The organism is Pseudomonas sp. (genome assembly GCF_030690725.1).
Classification (GTDB): domain Bacteria; phylum Pseudomonadota; class Gammaproteobacteria; order Pseudomonadales; family Pseudomonadaceae; genus Aquipseudomonas.
The window spans coordinates 193,506-212,411 of record NZ_JAUYGD010000004.1; the positions used below are offsets into that span (position 1 = coordinate 193,506).

At 61.2% G+C, this 18,906-nt stretch carries 17 protein-coding genes; 8 read left to right on the forward strand and 9 right to left on the reverse strand.

The genetic code is table 11. From position 1 onward, the window contains the following. Nucleotides 1-56 precede the first annotated feature (56 nt). Nucleotides 57-1,202 (forward strand): PilT/PilU family type 4a pilus ATPase, encoded by a 1,146-nt coding sequence (locus Q8O69_RS01290; protein WP_275960388.1) that lies wholly within the window; start codon nt 57-59, stop codon nt 1,200-1,202. On the opposite strand, the gene Q8O69_RS01295 is transcribed toward Q8O69_RS01290, so the two are convergent. Then, nucleotides 1,168-2,046, reverse strand: coding sequence for a TIGR03915 family putative DNA repair protein (locus tag Q8O69_RS01295; RefSeq protein ID WP_305589095.1), 879 nt, complete (start codon nt 2,044-2,046; stop codon nt 1,168-1,170). The genes Q8O69_RS01290 and Q8O69_RS01295 overlap by 35 nt on opposite strands. Continuing rightward, nucleotides 2,046-3,257, reverse strand: coding sequence for a putative DNA modification/repair radical SAM protein (locus Q8O69_RS01300; RefSeq protein WP_305589096.1), 1,212 nt, complete (start codon nt 3,255-3,257; stop codon nt 2,046-2,048). The genes Q8O69_RS01295 and Q8O69_RS01300 overlap by 1 nt, the downstream gene beginning before the upstream one ends. Before the next feature lie 156 nt (nt 3,258-3,413). Between Q8O69_RS01300 and Q8O69_RS01305 the strand changes: the two genes are divergently transcribed. Next, complete coding sequence (locus Q8O69_RS01305; RefSeq protein WP_305589097.1) at nt 3,414-3,812, forward strand: TM2 domain-containing protein; 399 nt, start codon at nt 3,414-3,416, stop codon at nt 3,810-3,812. 53 nt (nt 3,813-3,865) lie between these two features. On the opposite strand, the gene Q8O69_RS01310 is transcribed toward Q8O69_RS01305, so the two are convergent. The 7 genes from Q8O69_RS01310 to gshB all read right to left on the reverse strand — a co-directional run bounded on the left by Q8O69_RS01310 (nt 3,866) and on the right by gshB (nt 9,697). Continuing rightward, nucleotides 3,866-5,137 carry a dihydroorotase gene (locus Q8O69_RS01310; protein WP_305589098.1) on the reverse strand — a complete coding sequence of 424 codons (1,272 nt, stop codon included), beginning with the start codon at nt 5,135-5,137 and terminating at the stop codon, nt 3,866-3,868. Further along, a complete protein-coding gene (locus Q8O69_RS01315; protein WP_305589099.1) occupies nt 5,137-6,147 on the reverse strand; it encodes an aspartate carbamoyltransferase catalytic subunit in 1,011 nt (336 codons plus the stop codon). Before Q8O69_RS01315 ends, Q8O69_RS01310 begins: the two co-directional genes overlap by 1 nt. 10 nt (nt 6,148-6,157) lie before the next feature. Then, nucleotides 6,158-6,664, reverse strand: a complete 507-nt coding sequence (pyrR, locus tag Q8O69_RS01320; protein ID WP_305589100.1) for a bifunctional pyr operon transcriptional regulator/uracil phosphoribosyltransferase PyrR — start codon at nt 6,662-6,664, stop codon at nt 6,158-6,160. 31 nt (nt 6,665-6,695) lie between these two features. Continuing rightward, on the reverse strand, nt 6,696-7,139 hold the full coding sequence (gene ruvX, locus Q8O69_RS01325; protein ID WP_305589101.1) for a Holliday junction resolvase RuvX: 444 nt from the start codon (nt 7,137-7,139) through the stop codon (nt 6,696-6,698). Continuing rightward, on the reverse strand, nt 7,139-7,708 hold the full coding sequence (locus Q8O69_RS01330; protein ID WP_305589103.1) for a YqgE/AlgH family protein: 570 nt from the start codon (nt 7,706-7,708) through the stop codon (nt 7,139-7,141). The genes ruvX and Q8O69_RS01330 overlap by 1 nt, the downstream gene beginning before the upstream one ends. A 73-nt stretch (nt 7,709-7,781) precedes the next feature. After that, on the reverse strand, nt 7,782-8,678 hold the full coding sequence (locus Q8O69_RS01335) for an energy transducer TonB (protein WP_305589104.1): 897 nt from the start codon (nt 8,676-8,678) through the stop codon (nt 7,782-7,784). Nucleotides 8,679-8,734: 56 nt separating this feature from the next. Next, nucleotides 8,735-9,697, reverse strand: a complete 963-nt coding sequence (gene gshB / locus Q8O69_RS01340) for a glutathione synthase (RefSeq protein WP_305589105.1) — start codon at nt 9,695-9,697, stop codon at nt 8,735-8,737. A gap of 240 nt (nt 9,698-9,937) precedes the next feature. Here gshB and pilG point away from each other — a divergent pair, with 240 nt between their 5' ends. The 6 genes from pilG to Q8O69_RS01370 form a co-directional block, all read left to right on the forward strand. After that, complete coding sequence (gene pilG / locus Q8O69_RS01345; protein ID WP_275960399.1) at nt 9,938-10,345, forward strand: twitching motility response regulator PilG; 408 nt, start codon at nt 9,938-9,940, stop codon at nt 10,343-10,345. A 47-nt stretch (nt 10,346-10,392) separates the two neighbouring features. Next, nucleotides 10,393-10,758 carry a twitching motility response regulator PilH gene (pilH, locus tag Q8O69_RS01350; RefSeq protein WP_108485952.1) on the forward strand — a complete coding sequence of 122 codons (366 nt, stop codon included), beginning with the start codon at nt 10,393-10,395 and terminating at the stop codon, nt 10,756-10,758. 45 nt (nt 10,759-10,803) lie between these two features. Continuing rightward, nucleotides 10,804-11,340, forward strand: a complete 537-nt coding sequence (locus tag Q8O69_RS01355; RefSeq protein WP_160012894.1) for a chemotaxis protein CheW — start codon at nt 10,804-10,806, stop codon at nt 11,338-11,340. 84 nt (nt 11,341-11,424) lie between these two features. Continuing rightward, nucleotides 11,425-13,470 (forward strand): methyl-accepting chemotaxis protein, encoded by a 2,046-nt coding sequence (locus tag Q8O69_RS01360; protein WP_275960400.1) that lies wholly within the window; start codon nt 11,425-11,427, stop codon nt 13,468-13,470. Nucleotides 13,471-13,538: 68 nt separating this feature from the next. After that, nucleotides 13,539-14,396, forward strand: a complete 858-nt coding sequence (locus Q8O69_RS01365; RefSeq protein ID WP_305589120.1) for a protein-glutamate O-methyltransferase — start codon at nt 13,539-13,541, stop codon at nt 14,394-14,396. A gap of 177 nt (nt 14,397-14,573) precedes the next feature. Then, nucleotides 14,574-18,906, forward strand: a 4,333-nt coding sequence (locus tag Q8O69_RS01370; RefSeq protein ID WP_305589121.1) for an Hpt domain-containing protein, incomplete at its 3' end; no start/stop codon positions are given.

Consider the following 18,906-nt stretch of genomic DNA (forward strand, 5'->3'; position numbering starts at 1 on the left):
TCCACGCACCTGCCGCTGGCCTTGCATAACCGCGTGATGCACATGGGCGAACAACGATGGAATTCGAAAAACTGCTGCGCCTGATGGTGGAAAAGGGCGGCTCCGACCTGTTTATTACTGCTGGCGTGCCGCCGTCGATGAAGGTCAACGGCAAGATCATGCCGATCACCAAGACGCCCATGTCGCCGGAGCAGACCCGGGAAACCGTGCATGCGGTGATGAACGAGCAGCAGCGCCGCGACTTTACTGAAAATCACGAATGCAACTTCGCCATCAGCGCCCGTGGCGTTGGCCGTTTCCGCGTCAGCGCCTTCTACCAGCGCAACTTGGCTGGCATGGTGCTGCGCCGTATCGAGACCAATATCCCGACGCTGGACGAGCTGAAACTGCCGGAAATTCTCAAGAAGCTGGCCCTGACCAAGCGCGGTCTGGTGCTGTTTGTCGGTGCGACCGGTACCGGTAAATCGACTTCTCTGGCGGCGATGATCGGCTACCGCAACAAGAACAGCAGCGGCCATATCATCTCCATCGAAGACCCGATCGAATATATCCACCAGCACCAGAGCTGTATCGTTACCCAGCGCGAAGTCGGCATCGATACCGAGTCCTTCGAAGTCGCGCTGAAGAACACCCTGCGCCAGGCGCCAGATGTGATTTTGATTGGTGAGGTGCGTACCCGCGAGACCATGGACCACGCCGTGGCCTTCGCCGAAACCGGCCACCTGTGCTTGGCAACCCTGCACGCCAACAACGCCAACCAGGCGCTGGACCGCATCATCAACTTCTTCCCGGCCGACCGGCAGAACCAGGTGTGGATGGATCTGTCGCTCAACCTCAAGGCCATCGTCGCCCAGCAACTGATTCCGACCCCGGACGGCAAGGGCCGCCGCGCGGTGATTGAGGTGTTGATCAACACCCCGCTGGCTGCCGACCTGATCCGCAAGGGCGAGGTGCACGAGCTCAAGGCGCTGATGAAGCGCTCCACCGAGCAGGGCATGCAGACCTTCGACCAGGCGCTGTACAACCTCTACAGCCAGGGTGAAATCACCTACGAAGACGCGCTGCTGTATGCGGACTCGGCCAACGACCTGCGCCTGATGATCAAGCTCGGTTCGGAAACCGATGGCGACCATCTGAGCAGCATGGCCCAGGGCTTGTCGCTGGAAGTTAGCGAAGAAGATCCGGGTCGGCGTTTTCGCTAAGCGGTGGCAGTTCCGCTCTGGTGTGGCGAATACGTTTGCCACCCTGGCGCGCGACTGCTTCGGCTTGGCCGTCACGTTGCGCCCCGGCGCGAGCCTGGCTCATCAGCCTTGGGATCAGCGGGCCTTCCGGTAGGTTTTTCCAGAAGCGCACGGGCATGCTGGTCTCCAGTACGCTGCGATTCAGCCGCGCCGGGTTGAAGGTGCTGCCGTAATAGGCCAGCCACAACGCTTCACCATCATCCTCAGGCGTTTGCGCCAGGCGTTGCCACTCACTCGGGCAAGGCCGCTGGTAATGCAGGCGCTGGCCATCCCAATACACGCCGTCATCCGGCGTGGCAATCAACCAGGTGCTGCGCCCCAGGCGTTCGGCAAAGTGCCCGCTGGCACTGGCCAGGATGTCATGGGCGGGCTCATGCCAGGCCACCAATTGTGGTCCTTCGGCGTGTTCCGGGCGCGGATGAAAGCGTAAAAAGGCATGCAGGTGGTGGGCTTCGCGGCGCACCGCCTTGAGCCGTTTGTGCAGCTGGCTGCCATCGATGTCCCCCGGCAGCATGGCGGCGCGATCACCCTGGGCGACCCGCCAGAGAATCCGATAGAGCAGGCTCCAGCGATCCTCGATGCGAAAACATGCAGCGTTCTGTAGCAGTTCCAGCAGCTGCTTGGGGATGCGTAGTAGCGGTTTCGCCACTGGTGGGCTGCTGGGTGCCGGCGCATGGTCGAACAGCCCGCCACTGTCGCCGTCACTCAGCCAGGTGATCTGATGCGGTGGCACGCCTTGCTGCAACAGGCTTCTGGCGACTTCACGCCAGCCGGCAAAGCTGCCGTCGAATGGGGCGCGGCGCATTACCAGAGCGCCATCTGTGCGGGTGTTTCGCTGAGCTGCTGGCGCAGCAGCAGGGATTCGCGGGTGGCCTGTTGGGGGCGGTAATCCTGGGTGATGATAAAGGGTTTGGCTTTTTCCAGGGCGCAGCGCAGCCGCGTCAGATCCTCGAAGCGGATGCGTTTCTGCCGGCGCAGGGCCACCAGGCGTTTCGCGCTGAGTACGCCGATGCCCGGCACACGGGCGATCATCGCGGGTTCGGCGCGATTCAGGTCGACCGGGAAGTGCTCGCGGTTATTCAGTGCCCAGGCCAGTTTTGGGTCGATATCCAGGGCCAGGTTGCCGGGGCCGCTGAGCAGTTCGCCGACCTCGAAACCGTAGCCGCGCATCAGGAAGTCGGCCTGATACAGGCGATGTTCGCGTAGCAAGGGCGGCGCTTCGAATGGCACGGTGTTGGGGCTTTGCGGGATCGGGCTGAACGCTGAGTAATAGACCCGGCGCAGACGGTAGTCGCCGTACAGCGAGGCGGCGGTGTGCAGGATGGTGCTGTCATCGGTGGCGTCGGCACCAATGATCATCTGCGTGCTCTGGCCCGCCGGGGCGAAACGCGGCGCACGTATTTCTGCGCGGGATTCGCTCTCGCCCTGATGGATCGAGTGCATGGCCTGCTTGATGGTAAGTACCTTTTTCTCCGGTGCCAGGCGGATCAGGCTGCTCTCGGTGGGCAGTTCGATATTCACGCTAAGGCGATCGGCATAGCGCCCGGCTTCGGCGATCAGCAGCGGGTCGGCGTCGGGAATGGTCTTGAGGTGGATATAGCCGCGGAACTCGTGCTCTTCGCGCAGCAGTTTTGCCACGCGAATCAGCTGCTCCATGGTGTAGTCGGCCGAGCGGATAATCCCTGAGCTGAGAAACAGTCCGCTGATGCAATTGCGCTTGTAGAAGTCGAGGGTCAGGGTCACCACTTCTTCCGGAGTAAAACGGGCGCGTGGCACGTCACTGGAGCGGCGGTTGACGCAGTACTGGCAGTCATACAGGCAGAAGTTGGTCAGCAGGATCTTCAGCAGCGCCACGCAGCGCCCGTCCGGGGTAAAACTGTGGCAGATGCCCATGCCGTTGGTCGAGCCGATGCCGCTTTTACCTTTGGAGCTGCGGTTGGGGGCGCCGCTGCTGGCGCAGGAGGCGTCGTATTTGGCGGCGTCGGCGAGGACGGTGAGTTTTTCGATCAGCTGCATGGTGCTGCCTGCTTAACTGGTTATGCATACAGTATTTAGCAATCACCGGCAGGCATCAAGCGTTGATATGGCTGATCGCGTCGCGGATTTCCCCGGGCGGCGAACCTTGCGTAGAGTGTGGCGTCAAAGCGTTACCAGCCACTAGGAGGCACATCTATGCAGCGACAGGACACGCACAGCAAACTTATCGGCTATCTGCTGTGGATTTTCGGTTTTCTCGGCGCGCACCGTTTTTACTACGGCAAGCCGGTAACCGGGACCATCTGGTTTTTCACTTTCGGTCTGCTGTTTATCGGCTGGATCATCGACCTGTTTCTGATCCCTGCGATGGATCGCGAAGCCGATCTGCGCTTTACCGCTGGCGATACTGATTACAACGTCGCCTGGATTCTGCTGACCTTCCTCGGCATTTTCGGCGTGCACCGCATGTACCAGGGCAAGTGGATTACCGGAATCATCTACCTGTGCACCGGCGGCTTGTTTCTGCTCGGCGTGTTGTATGACTTCTGGACGTTGAACACCCAGGTGTCGATCAAGAACGCCGAACGCGGTTGATTTCAGGCACACAAAAAATCCCGCCGCGGCGGGATTTTTTGTGGGGCCAGGTTTTAAGCCTGGTAGCTGACGTGCCCATCCACCAGGGTGAAACGCACGGCGCTGGGCAGGCAGTGACCGATAAACGGGCAGTTGGCGCCTTTCGAATACCAGGTTTCGCCGGCCAGGGTCGAGGCCTGGGGGTCAAACAGCAGCAGGTCGGCGGGTGCGCCCACGCTCAGGTTGCCGGCGGGCAGGCGCAGCGCTTGCGCCGGGCCGCTGCTCAGGCGAGCGAGCAGGGTAGGCAGGTCGAGCAGGCCATCCTGCACCAGGCTCATGGCCAGCGGCAGTAACAGTTGCACGCTGCTGATGCCCGGCTCGGTAGCGCCGAAGGGGGCCAGTTTGGCGTCGCGCTCGTGTGGCTGGTGGTGGCTGGAAATGGCCGAGATTACCCCGCTTTTCACGGCGGCGCGCAGCCCATCGCGGTCTGCAGCGGTGCGCAGCGGCGGTTGTACGTGGTACAGGCTGGAGAAGTCGCTGAGCGCTTCGTCGGTAAGGATCAGCTGATACAGCGCCACATCGGCGGTAACCGACAGGCCGCGGGCCTGGGCGTCGGCGATCAGTTGGGCGCCGCGCGCGCTGGTCAGCTGGCTGAAGTGCGCACGCACGCCGGTCTGCTCGACCAGCAACAGGTCGCGGGCCAGGGCCACGGTTTCCGCGCTTTCCGGAATGCCTGGCAGGCCGAGGAAGCTGGCAGTGGCGCCCTCGTGGGCCAGGCCGCCTTCGGCGAGGTCATGGTCCTGGGAATGGAAGATCACCGTCAGGTCGAAGGTCGCTGCGTATTCCAGAGCGCGGCGCAGGGTGCGGTTATTACGGAAGCTGTCCAGGCCGTTGCCGAAGGCCACGCAGCCGGCGTCGCGCAGGGCTACCAGTTCGGCCAGCTGCTCGCCTTCCAGACCTTTGCTCAGCGCGCCAATCGGGAACACCTTGGTGTGCCCGGCTTCGCGGGCGCGGTCGAGGATCAGCTCGGCCACCGCCGGGGTGTCCAGCACCGGTTTGGTAAAGGGTGGGCAGCACAGGCTGGTGACGCCGCCGGCCGCTGCCGCCAGGGTTTCCGTGGCGATGCTGCCTTTGCGGCTATAGCCCGGCTCGCGCAGGGCGACGTTAAGGTCGACCAGCCCGGGTGCGGCGACCAGGCCTTGGGCGTCAATGCTTTGCTCGGCGACGAAGCCGGCCGGTGCCTGGCCAATGGCGATGATCTTGCCGCTTTCGATATAAAGGTCGGCAAGTTGATCGAGGCCGCTGCTGGGGTCGATAACCCGGGCACCGAGGATACGGATGCGCATCAGTTCTGCTCCTCGGCATCTAGGTTGAGTTGGCGTTGCGCGGTCTGCCCGCTCATGGCCATGGACAGCACGGCCATGCGCACGGCGATGCCGTAGGTGACCTGGTTGAGAATCACCGACTGTGGGCCATCGGCCACTGCCGATTCGATCTCCACGCCACGGTTGATTGGGCCTGGGTGCATGACCAGCGCATCCTGCTTGGCCAGCTTGAGGCGTTCTTCGGTCAGGCCGAACAGGCGGTAGAACTCGCCTTCGCTGGGCAGCAGGCCGCCGGTCATGCGTTCACGTTGCAGGCGCAGCATGATCACCACGTCGACGTCCTTGAGGCCGGCGGCGAGGTCGCTGTAAACGGTCACGCCGTATTGCTCGATGCCGACCGGCAGCAGGGTTTTCGGCGCGATCACGCGGATATCCGGGCAGCCGAGGGTCTTCAGCGCCAGCATATTCGAGCGCGCCACTCGCGAGTGCAGGATGTCGCCGACGATAGCCACCGAGAGGTTCTCGAAGCTGCCTTTATGTCGGCGAATGGTCAGCATATCGAGCATGCCCTGGGTCGGGTGGGCATGACGGCCGTCGCCACCGTTGATGATCGCCAGGTTCGGGCACACATGCTCGGCAATAAAGTGCGCGGCACCGGAGTCGGCATGGCGCACGACGAAGATGTCGGCGGCCATGGCTTCAAGGTTACGCAGGGTATCGAATAGGGTTTCGCCTTTACTGGTCGAGCTGGTCGACACGTTGAGGGTGATGACGTCGGCGGACAGGCGCTGGGCCGCCAGTTCGAAGGTGGTGCGGGTGCGGGTGGAGTTCTCAAAGAACACGTTGCACACGGTCTTGCCGCGTAGCAGCGGGACTTTCTTCACGGCGCGTGCGCCGACTTCGAGGAAGGAGTCGGCGGTGTCGAGGATTTCCGTCAGCAACTCGCGGGGCAGGCCGTCGAGGGACAGGAAGTGGCGCAGTTGGCCTTGGTCGTTCAGCTGCAGCGGGCGCTTGGCGGCTATGGTCGTCATCTGGCGAGTCTCAGTGGGCAAGCGTCTGGAATTCGAGGGTCAGCGGCGTGGGGCCGGACAATTTTACCCGCTGGTCGCCGTCCAGCGACAGGGTCGCGCCGACTACGTCCGGGCGGATCGGCAGCTCGCGGGCATTCAGGTCGAGCAGGCTGACCAGGGTTACACTGGCCGGGCGGCCGTAGTCGAACAGCTCATTGAGCGCGGCGCGGATGGTACGGCCGCTCATCAGCACGTCATCGATCAGCACCAGGTGTTGGCCTTCGATCTCGAACGGCAGCTCGGACGGTTGCACCTGTGGGTGCAGGCCATTCTGGGTGAAGTCGTCACGGTAGAAGGACACATCGAGAATGCCCAGCGCGTCGTCGCGGCCGAGGGCTTCCAGCAGCGCCTGGGCGACCCAGACACCACCAGTGCGGATGCCGATAAAGCGCGGTTCGCTGATCTGCCGCTGATTCAGGTGGCTGGTCAGGGCGGCGGCCATTTGCGGTAGCAGTTCGGCCGGGTTGGGTAAGCTCATGGCAACACTCCAGATGCAATCTCAGTGGGGCTTAGCCCAGGCAATTTTCTTCAAGCCAGCCTTGCAGCAGCAGGGCGGCTGCGAGTGCGTCGACCGGGCGTTCGCGGTAGCCGCTGTTCTGCCCCTGCTGCAGGCGCTGGCCCTTGGCCTCGTAAGTGGTCAGGCGTTCGTCGTGGGTGTGCACGGGCAGGTTAAAGCGGCCATTGAGGCGGCGGGCGAATTTCTCGGCACGCTCGCTCATCTCGCTTTTCGTGCCGTCCATGTTTAGCGGCAGACCGACCACGATGGCGTCCGGTTGCCACTCCTTGATCAGCGCTTCGACCTTCTGCCAGTCCGGCACGCCGTTCTGCGCCTTGAGGATGCACAGCTCGCGGGCCTGGCCGGTGATCACCTGGCCGACCGCAACGCCGATCTGTTTGCTGCCGTAATCAAAGCCCAGCAGCAGGCGCAGCGGTTTTACATTCGCCTCGGCCATCAGGCGTGCCCGGCTTGTGAGGTGAGCAGGCTGAGATTGACGCCCAGGCGCGCGGCGGCGGCATTCAGGCGCTGGTCGAAGGGCAGGTCGAAGAGGATGGTGTTATCGGCTGGGCAGGTCAGCCAGGCGTTGTCGGCCAGTTCAGCTTCCAGCTGCCCAGCCTCCCAGCCGGCATAACCGAGGGTAATCAGGTATTTCTCCGGGCCAGTGCCATCGGCAATGGCGAACAGCACGTCCTGCGAGGTCGACAAGCCCAGCTCACCCAGCTCCAGGGTCGCCTGAAACTGCGGGCCGCTGGGATGCAGAACAAAGCCGCGGTCGGTCTGCACCGGGCCGCCGCTAAAGATCGGCAGGCTCTGGCACAGCACGGGCGGTTCATCATCCGGGCGCAACTGTTCGAGTACGTCAGCCAGGTTGAGGCCGTTGGGCTTGTTGATCACCAGGCCCATGGCGCCGAACTCGTTGTGATCGATCAGGTAGGTGACGGTCTGCGCGAAATGCGGATCGGCCATGTGCGGCATGGCGATCAGGAAGTGGTGCTTGAGGTAGCTGGGGCTGGCGTCTTTCATGGGCGTTAGTTTCAGGCTTCAGGCCATTGGCTTCAAGCGCTGCGCTTGTTGCGGCCGGTAAAATTCTGCCTGATCAGTTGCTCGACAGGCGGTCGCCGCGCTCGAAGCGCCAGGTGCGGATGATTTCCAGGCGGTCGACATCGGCCAGGTCGCCGGTAAACGGCGCGAACGGCGCGGCCAGGCGCACGATGCGCAGGGCGGCTTGGTCGAGCGTGCGCTGGCCGGAGGATTCCAGTACTTGCACTTCGTACAGGGTGCCGTCACGGTTGATCGACACCAGCAGGCGCAGGCTGCCGTAGATACCCTGGCGGCGCGCTTCATCCGGGTAGTTGAGGTTGCCGACCCGCTCGACCTTCTTGCGCCACTCATCCTTATACCAGGCGCCTTTGTCGCGCATGGTCGAGGCGGCGTTGAGGCGGTGGATCTTCGGCCGTTTGGCGTATTGCTGAACTTCCTGGGCCAGTTCGGCCTCCAGGCTGGCAATTTCCGAAGACAGCTGGGCGCTGTCGAACACCGGCGCTGGCCGGGCTTGCGGCGTGGGCTTGGCCTCTTCGCGCTTGACTGGGGTTTTCTGCTGTTGCGGAGTGCGGGTGGCGACGGCGGCTTTCGGTGCTTCCTGGCGCACGGCGGGCTGTTGCGGCGAGGCAGGCGGGGTGATGCGTTTGACCTCACTGTCCTGAAACAGCGCTTGCTCGGTGGTTTTCGGCGCGGCCTTGTGATCCAGGGTGCCGCTGCCTTGCTGGTTGTCCTGGGCGAGGAAGTCGGCCTCTTTAGGCTTTTCTTCGCTTTTGAAGGTGGAGAGGGTGATTTCCAGGGTTTTGCTGATCTGGCTCGGCTCGGCCAGGGTAAAACCCAGGCCGAGGATCAGCGCAGCATGCAGCACGGCGGCGAGGAACAGGGTAAAGCCCAGGCGGTCCGCCGGCTGTACGCCGGCGCTGGAAAGTTCAGGGAGTTGGGCTGCTGCGTTCATCGCGTGTCGGGTCTGCTCAGGTTGCCGCGCAGTCTGCCGAGGGCGCATGGAAAAGTCTATGAAGCACTGCGCGCATTGAGCTTCTCGGCAATCACGTCCATCAATCGTTCGCCGATGCGCGTATCAAAGGCCGCGTCGATCTCGCGAATGCAGGTCGGGCTGGTCACGTTGATCTCGGTCAGGTGCTCACCGATCACGTCCAGGCCAACGAACAGCAGGCCTTTCTCGCGCAGCGTCGGGCCGACGGCGGCGGCGATTTCACGGTCGCGCTCGCTCAGCGGGCGGGCTTCGCCGCGACCACCAGCGGCGAGGTTGCCGCGGGTTTCGCCAGCCGCCGGAATGCGCGCCAGGCAATAAGGCACCGGCTCACCGTCAATCATCAGGATGCGCTTGTCACCATCCTTGATCGCCGGCAGGTAACCCTGGGCCATGATCTGCTGCTGGCCGTGGTTGGTCAGGGTCTCGAGAATCACCGAAAGGTTGGGATCGCCCTCGCGGTGACGAAATATCATCGATCCGCCCATTCCATCGAGGGGTTTGAGAATGATGTCACGCTGCTCTTTGGCAAACTCGCGCAGAATGTCGGCCCTACGGCTGACCACGGTCGGCGGTGTGTATTGGCTGAACTGGGTGGCAAAGTACTTTTCATTACAGTCGCGCAGACTTTGCGGGCGGTTGACCACCAGAACGCCTGCTTGCTCGGCTTGTTCCAGTAGGTAGGTGGAGTAGACAAACTCGTTATCGAAGGGTGGGTCCTTGCGCATCAGGATCACGTCCAGCTCGCTTAGCGCGATATCCTGCTCGTTACCCAGTTCGAACCAGCGCTGTGGGTCGTTGTATACGCTAAGCTCTGAAAGTCGAGCGCGCGCTTCGCCCTTGGCTTGGTAAAGATCTTTCTGCTCCATATAGAAGAGGGTCCAGCCGCGCGCTTGGGCGGCCAGTAACATGGCCAGCGAGCTGTCCTTCTTGAAGGCGATCTGGGCGATGGGGTCCATGACAATGCCGAGGCGGACGCTCATGGCGGTGTTCTCCGTAAAATGGCAGCGATTAAAGTGTGCTAAGACGTGATGTGGCGTCAGGGTGGCGCTGACAAGTCGGGTGGTCAAGGAAAAACCTTGGCCCCGTGCGGCTTATAGATTGCATCTGGAGAGTGTGCTAAAAAGGCCCGACGATTGGGTTGTAGCCCGTCGGTGACAGGGCCTCAGGCGCACTGATATAACGCAAAAATAACGACTCACCGAGGCGATGGTAGGGCAAACATGGAACAGCATTCCGAGGGTTTGAGGGTGATGGTGATCGACGATTCGAAAACGATTCGTCGTACCGCGGAAACCCTGCTGAAAAAGGTGGGCTGCGAGGTGATTACTGCAGTTGACGGCTTCGATGCTTTGGCAAAGATCGCCGATACCCATCCGAACATCATCTTTGTCGACATTATGATGCCGCGGCTCGATGGCTATCAGACCTGTGCCTTGATCAAGAACAACAGCGCTTTCAAATCCACCCCGGTGATCATGCTGTCTTCCAAAGACGGTCTGTTCGATAAAGCCAAGGGTCGCATTGTCGGTTCCGATCAATACCTGACCAAGCCCTTCAGTAAGGAAGAGCTGCTCGGTGCGATCAAAGCCCATGTGCCTAACTTTGTACCGGTGGAACAAGCGTCCTGACGCCTGGCTGAACAGCTGAGCGCCTTTTTAAAGTATTGGGAAACACCATGGCTCGAATTCTGATTGTTGATGACTCGCCGACTGAAATGTACAAGCTGACCGCCATGCTGGAAAAGCACGGCCATCAGGTACTCAAGGCGGAAAATGGTGCCGACGGCGTTGCCCTGGCTCGCCAGGAAAAGCCGGACGCGGTGCTGATGGATATCGTCATGCCTGGCCTCAACGGCTTTCAGGCGACCCGCCAGCTGACCAAGGATGCGGACACCAGCCACATCCCGGTGATCATCGTCACCACCAAGGATCAGGAAACCGACAAGGTCTGGGGCAAGCGCCAGGGCGCGAAGGATTACCTGACCAAGCCGGTTGATGAAGAAACTCTGGTTAAAACCTTGAATGCGGTATTGGCCGGCTAATACCGGGTCAGTCCGCAATTAAAAAAGAATAAGGCCGCAGCTGGCATGTCGGACGCGCAAACACCTTTTCAAACCCTTCAGGATATCGACAGGCTCTGTCGTTCGCTGGCGGCTGGCTTGCCTTCGCAGCAAGCGGTGGTACAGACCTGGAGTGGTATCGGTTTTCGCATGGGCGAGCGTTTTTTCGTCGCGCCCATGGGCGAAGTTGGCGAGGTGTTACATGAGCCGCGCCATACCTTGTTGCCTGGTGTGAAAAACTGGGTCAAGGGCGTGGCTAACGTGCGTGGTCGCCTGCTGCCGGTGATGGACCTGTGCGGTTTCTTCGGCAGCGAGCTTTCGCCGCTGCGCAAAAAGCGCCGAGTGCTGGTGGTTGATCACCAGGAAGTCTTTGCCGGCCTGACGGTCGATGAAGTGTTCGGCATGCAGCATTTTCCTGTGGACACTTTCTCCGAGCAGCTGCCGCCGCTCGAGGCGTCCATAGCACCTTTTATCCACGGAGTATTTCAACGTGAACAGCCCTGGTTGGTGTTCAGCCCACACGCGCTGGCCCAGAACCCGGGTTTTCTCGACGTGGCGTATTAACAGTTTATCGGTGGGGTCGGCTTTGCCGGCCTTTTGGCGTTACATGGGAACCGTAGTGCGGTCGGTCCAGGCGGGGGCCAGTAAATGAAAAAACTAAATGCAGGTAATTTGTTAGCAGGTGCGCGCAGTAGCACGTTGATCGCGGGGCTGTTTATTGTCCTGATCGTTTCGATCGTGCTGTTGTTCGCCAACTTCGCCTACATCAACACCCAATCCAACTACGACACGGAATACATCGGCCACGCCGGTGAACTGCGCGTACTGTCCCAGCGTATCGCGAAAAACTCCACGGAAGCGGCGGCCGGTACGGCTGAAGCGTTCGCCTTGCTGCGCGATGCACGTAACGACTTCCAGACCCGCTGGGGTTATTTGACCGACGGTAACGAGGAGACCGGGCTGCCTGCAGCGCCGGAATCCCTGCAACCACAGATTGCTGTGGTGCAGCAGGACTGGGATACGCTGCGGCAGAACACCGACGCCATCCTGGCCAACGAACAGACCGTACTGTCGCTGCACCAGGTAGCTGCCACCCTGGCGGAAACCATCCCGCAGCTGCAGGTCGAGTACGAAGAAGTGGTCGACATTCTGCTGGAAAGCGGTGCGCCGGCGGCTCAGGTCTCGGTAGCTCAGCGTCAATCCTTGCTGGCAGAGCGTATTCTGGGTTCGGTAAACAAGGTACTCGCAGGTGACCAGGATTCGGTGCAGGCCGCTGACATGTTCGGTCGTGACGCCAGCCTGTTCGGTCGCGTATTGAGCGCGATGCTTGAAGGCAACGCCGCCATGGAAATCTCCCAGGTCAGCGATGCCGAGGCACTTGAGCGTCTGGCGGAAATTTCCGAACTGTTCGAATTCGTATCTGGTTCGGTGGACGAGATTCTCGAAACCTCGCCGGAACTGTTCCAGGTGCGTGAGTCGGCCAACGTGATCTTCAGCGTTTCGCAGACCCTGTTGGACAAGGCTTCCACGCTGGCTGTCGGCTTTGATGATCTGGCCACTGGCCGTGCGATCAACACCCTGATCGGTTACGTGCTTGGTGCTCTGGCGCTCGGTTCGATTATCCTCATCGGCCTGGTGATGGTGCGGGAAACCAACCGTCGTCTGGCGTCTACCGCCGAGAAAAACGAACGTAACCAGGCGGCGATTCTGCGACTGCTCGACGAAATCGCTGACCTCGCAGACGGTGACTTGACCGTGGCCGCGACGGTAACCGAAGACTTCACCGGTGCCATCGCTGACTCCATCAACTACTCCATCGACCAGCTGCGTGACCTGGTAGCAACGATCAACCTGACCGCCGTTCAGGTAGCCGGTGCGGCCCAGGAAACCCAGGCCACGGCGATGCACCTGGCTGAAGCTTCCGAGCATCAGGCGCAGGAAATTGCCGGTGCTTCTGCGGCGATCAACGAAATGGCCGTGTCGATTGACCAGGTATCGGCGAACGCCTCGGAGTCCTCCGCGGTAGCGGAACGTTCCGTAGCCATCGCCAACAAGGGCAACGAAGTGGTGCACAACACCATCACCGGCATGGATAACATCCGTGAGCAGATCCAGGACACCTCGAAGCGTATTAAACGCCTCGGTGAATCGTCCCAGGAGATCGGTGACATCGTTAGCCTGATTAACGACATTGCTGACCAGACCAACATCCTCGCACTGAACGCCGCGATTCAGGCCTCCATGGCCGGTGATGCGGGTCGAGGCTTCGCCGTGGTAGCGGACGAAGTACAACGCCTCGCGGAACGTTCGTCTGCTGCAACCAAGCAGATCGAGGCACTGGTTAAGACGATTCAGACCGACACCAACGAAGCTGTTATCTCGATGGAGCAAACGACTTCCGAAGTGGTGCGTGGTGCTCGTCTGGCACAGGACGCCGGGGTGGCACTGGAAGAGATTGAGAAGGTATCCAAGACCCTCGCGGCCTTGATTCAGAACATCTCCAACGCTGCTCGCCAGCAGGCATCGTCGGCGGGCCACATTTCCAACACGATGAACGTGATTCAGGAAATCACCTCGCAAACTTCCTCCGGTACCACTGCCACCGCCAAGAGCATTGGTAACCTGGCCAAGATGGCCAGTGAGATGCGTAAGTCGGTATCCGGCTTTACCTTGCCGGGTGGGGAACAGGCTTAATCAGGTGCTGCGCGGCAGGCTGAAAGGCCTGTCGCACAAGGACTATGGCCGTGAGCGAGGGGCACGACATGCAGTCAGGCGTCTGGGCCTTGCAGCCTCTGGCAGACATGACAGCCACGGAGTTTCGTGACTGGCAGACGCTGCTTGAGGAGCGTACCGGAGTCGTTCTCAATGAGCGGCGGCGGGCGTTTCTGCAAACCAATCTGAGTGCGCGGATGCGCGAGCTGGGCGTAATGGATTACGCCACGTATTACCGGCAGGTAACCGATGGTCCCCGCGGTGCGGTGGAATGGTCGACCCTGCTGGATCGGCTGACTGTGCAGGAAACCCGTTTCTTTCGTCATCGCCCGTCCTTTGAAGTGCTCGAAAGCTATTTGCGCGAGCGTTTACAGCAGGGCATGACGCAGCCATGGGAGCTGTGGAGCGTGGGATGCGCCAGTGGCGAAGAGCCTTATTCGCTGGCCATCAGTGCTGCTGAAGTTCTGCGTGAAAGTGAATATCCGGATCATTTCGGGGTAACAGGCACCGATATCAGCCTGAATGCCCTGAGCAAGGCGCGTGATGGCCAATATGGCGCGCGCCGTCTGGAACAGTTGGATGCCGATCTGTGCCAGCGCTACTTCCTGGCCCAGGACGATGGACGTTTCAAAGTGGTGCCGAATCTGGCCGCGCGCGTGTGTTGCGCCCGGCTCAATGTGCTGGAACTGGCCAAGGCACCGATGTCCGGAATGGACGTTATTTTTTGTCAGAACTTGTTGATCTATTTTCGTCGCTGGCGTCGCCGCGAGATCCTCAACCGCCTGGCCGAGCGCCTGGTGCCCGGGGGGCTGCTGGTGGTGGGAGTGGGCGAAGTAGCAGGTTGGCAGCATCCGGAGTTGATCCCGGTAGCCGACGAGCGAGTGCTGGCGTTTACCCGCAAGGGATAACAGGCTGTTGAAAATCGTAAGCGAGGCAGCCAGTGCAAGGCAAAAGCAGGCGAGAACGCGGAGTTTACGAGCTGTAAATGAGCAGTTTGAGCCTGCTTTTAACGCAGCAATGGCAACGCAGGTAGTTTTTCAGCAGCTTGATAAGGCAGAAGAGCCAAGTATATGAGTGGAGTGGCTATGGGTGATCGGCACGATTATGTCGCCCTGGAATGGGTTAAGGGCGAGATCGCGGAAACCCTGAAACAGGCGCGTCAGGCGCTGGAGGCGTTCGTCGAGAACCCCCAGGACGCTACGCGCATGCGTTTCTGCCAGACCTATGTGCATCAGGTGCTTGGCACCTTGCAGATGGTCGAGTTTTTCGGCGCGGCGCTGCTGGCTGAAGAAATGGAACAGCTGGCCGGCGCCTTGATCGACGGCCGCGTGACCAACCAGGGTGAAGCCCTGGAAGTGCTGATGCAGTCGATTCTGCAACTGCCGGTTTACCTCGACCGTATCCAGACTGCTCGCCGCGACCTGCCGATGGTCGTGTTGCCTCTGCTCAATGACCTGCGCGCCGCGCGCGGGGAAAAACTGCTCTCGGAAACCAGCCTGTTTGCCCCGGATATGTCCGGCCGCACGCCAGCGCTGCCCCATGAAACCATTGACCAACTGCGCACTGCCGAACTGCCGGTGTTGTTGCGCAAACTGCGGCAAATGCTGCAAATGGCCCTGGTCGGGGTGATCCGCAACCAGGACCTGCCGACCAACCTAGGCTATATGGCACGGGTGTTCGCGCGCCTGGAAAACCTCTGCAAGGACTCTCCGCTCGGCCCGTTGTGGCAGATCGCCTCGGGTGTGGTCGAAGGTCTGGCCAACGGCAGTGTGAGCAATGGCACCTCGATTCGGACGTTGTTGCGTCAGGTTGATAAGGAACTCAAGCGCCTGCTCGAGCAGGGCGCCGACGGTCTTAACCAGGCAGCCCCCGACGAGCTGAGCAAGAACCTGCTGTTCTATGTGGCCAAGTCGTCGGCGCAGTCGCCGCGCGTGCGCAACCTCAAAGAGCAATACCGCCTCGACGATGCGCTGCCGGATAACGATGTTGTCGACGAAGAACGGGCCCGCCTGGCTGGTCCGGACCGCGACGCCATGCGTTCGGTGGTCGCCGCTCTCTGTGAAGAGCTGGTGCGGGTCAAGGACAGCCTTGATCTGTTCGTGCGCAGCGACCGTACCCAGGTCGCTGATCTGGATGCGCTCGCCGCACCGCTCAAGCAGATTGCCGACACCCTCGCGGTGTTGGGTTTCGGTCAGCCGCGCAAAGTCATTGTCGATCAGCTCGATGTGGTCAACGGCCTGGCCAAGGGCCAGGGCGAACCGAGCGATGCGGTGCTGATGGATGTTGCCGGCGCTCTGCTGTACGTCGAAGCCACCCTGGCCGGTATGGTCGGTCCCGCGCAGGACGGCGGCCGCGAAGAAAGCCATCTGCCGACCACCGACGTGGCGCAGATTCACCAATTGGTGATCAAGGAAGCGCGCAATGGCCTGGAACAGGCGAAAGACGCGATCATCGAATTTATCGCCTCGCAGTGGAACCACGAACACCTGGCCCGCGTGCCCGATTTGCTGACACAGGTGCGTGGCGGCCTGGCGATGATTCCGCTGCAGCGCGCCGCCGACCTGCTCAATGCCTGCAATCGTTATATTCAGGAGCAGCTGCTGGCACGCAAGGCCGTGCCCAACTGGCAGAACCTCGACACCCTGGCGGACGCCATCACCAGCGTCGAGTACTACCTCGAGCGCCTGGCTGAAGACCACGCGACCCAGGGCGACCTGATTCTCGACGTGGCCGAGGAAAGCCTGGAAAGCCTGGGCTACCCACTGAAAGAAAAGCCATCGATTCTCGACCGTGTCGAGCCGCCCGTAGAGTCCTTCGCGCCACTGGCCGACCCGCTGGACGATATGGAAGTGCTTAGCGCCGAACCGGAGCAGCCAGCCGAAATCGAGCCGAGCCTGGAGCCGGAGCCGATTGTCGAAGAACCGTTGAGCCTGGAGCTGGCGGATGACTTCAGTGCCGAATTTGCCGATCTGGACTCGACAGCGATTGAAGCGCCATCCAGTGAGGCTGAGTGGGCTACTGAAGCGCCAGCTGGCGATCTTGAACTGATCGATTTCAGTATCGATCTGCCCGACGCCGAGCCTCTGCCGCTGGCTGAAATGCCTCAGGAACAAGCCTTTGCCGGTGAAGAGCTGCAACTTGGCAGCTTTGAACTGGACGAAAGCGACAGCCCGGCCAACTGGAATGAAGCCGAACTGGCTGCCCTCGAGTTGCCTGAGGTCGAGCTGCCCAGTGCCCCGCTGAGCGAAGAGCCCGAGCAAGCTGTTGCCGAAAAAGCGCTGTCGATGGCTGATGTGATGGCCGCTCCAGTTCAGGCGATCAACCCGCCGGCTCACGATGTGCCGCCAAGCCTGCTGCCGCCACCGGCTGATGAAGAGCCGATAGATGAAGAGTTGCTGGAAGTCTTTATCGAAGAAGTCGGTGAAGTACTGGAAACCATTGGCGAGTACTTCCCGCAGTGGTGCGCCGACACCGACAACAAAGAGGCCCTGACCGAAATCCGCCGCGCCTTCCACACCCTCAAGGGCAGTGGCCGTATGGTTCGCGCTCTGGTTATTGGTGAGCTGGGCTGGTCGATTGAGAACCTGCTCAACCGCGTGCTGGATCGCAGCATTCAACCTGGCGCCGAAGTGCAGCAGGTGATCGCCGATGTGGTCGCGCTGATGCCGGCGCTGGTCGAGGAGTTCGCCAATAAAGCGCAACGCCAGCGTGACGATGTTGACCACCTGGCCGCGACGGCGCATGCCTTGGCTAAAGGCCGAAGCCTCCCAAAACCTCAAGCCCCGGTTGAGCTGGTAGCGGAGCCCGAGGGCAGTCCAGTCGCTACCGCCGAAGTTGTTGAGGACGAGGACGGGCTAGACCCGCAGTTGCTGGAGATTTTCCGCAACGAAGCGGAGATGCACCTCGATACCCTGGTTGGCTTCCTGGCTGACTGTGCTCAGGTGCTGCCGCAGCCGGTTACTGACGACCTGCAGCGTGCCCTGCACACGCTCAAGGGCAGCGCCTCGATGGCCGGCATTCAACCGGTGGCCGAGATTGCTTCGCCGCTGGAAAAGCTGGTCAAGGAATTCAAGACCAACTTGATCCCGATGGACCTGGCCGAAGCGGAGCTGCTGAGCAGCGCCGAAAAACTCTTCCGTCTGGGCCTTGAACAGCTGGAAAGCCAGCCGCTGGCAGTTCTGCCGGGTGCTGCCGAGTTCCTTGAACGCGTGCAGAAGCTGCACAGTGACCGCCTCGAGCACGCTGAGAACAGCCGGCAGAGCGATCAGGGTGAGAAGCGCGACCCGCAGATGATCAGCATCTTCCTCGCTGAAGGTATGGATATTCTGCTGGATGCCGAAGACCTGCTGCGCAAATGGCGCGAGCATCCGTCCGAGCGTCAGGAACTGAGTTCTCTGCTGGACGAACTGACCACCCTCGGCCGTGGCGCCGAGATGGCTGAATTGCCGCAGATCGATGAGCTCTGCGAAGCCTTGCTTGATCTTTATGGCGCGGTCGAAGAAGGCCGCCTGGCGGTCAGCGAGCGCTTCTTCAGCGAAGCTGAGCAAGCCCACGAAGCGCTGATCGGCATGATGGATCAGGTTGCCGCTGGCCTGCAGGTCAGCGTGGCGCCTGAGCGCGTAACGGCCCTGCGCAACTTGCTGATGGAAGCGCTGGACCCTAACACCCTGGCCTTGTTGTCCAACAACGGTGATGGCGGTATCGAGATTGTCGAACTGGCCGACGCCACTGCTGCGCTGGAAGAGCTCAGCCTGGCCGAGCCGGATGAGCTGATTGAGCCGCTTGAGCTCGACGCACCGGATGTTGAAGAACTGCCTGCACCTATCGAGGCCCTCAGCGAACCGCTGGCCGAACCGCCGGCTGCTTCGTTGTATGAATCGCTCGACGAAGAAATGGTGTCGATCTTCCTCGAAGAGGCAGTCGATATTCTCGAGAGTGCCGGTCAGGCGCTGGAGCGCTGGTTGGCCGATACGGATAACAAAGCGGCGCTGTCCTCGCTGCAACGTGACCTGCACACCCTCAAGGGTGGTGCGCGCATGGCCGAGATCCGTCCGATTGGCGATCTCGCCCATGAGCTGGAATCCTTGTACGAAGGCCTGGTTGATCGCCGCTACAGCTTCTCGCAACCGCTGGCGAACCTGCTGCAGCAAAGCCATGACTCCCTGGCGCAGCTGCTGGAGCAGCTGCAGGCCCGCGCCGCCATGCATTCGCCGCTGGAACTGATCGAGGCCATTCGCAGCTTCCGTCAGAGTGGCGGGCAAAGTTTGCCAGTGGCCCCAGCTATCCCCGAGCCTGCTGCCGAAGCCGAAGCCGAAGCCGAAGCCGAAGCCGAAGCCGAAGCCGAAGCCGAAGCCGAAGCCGAAGCCGAAGCCGAAGCCGAAGCCGAAGCCGAAGCAGAAGCCGAAGCCTTGCCGATGA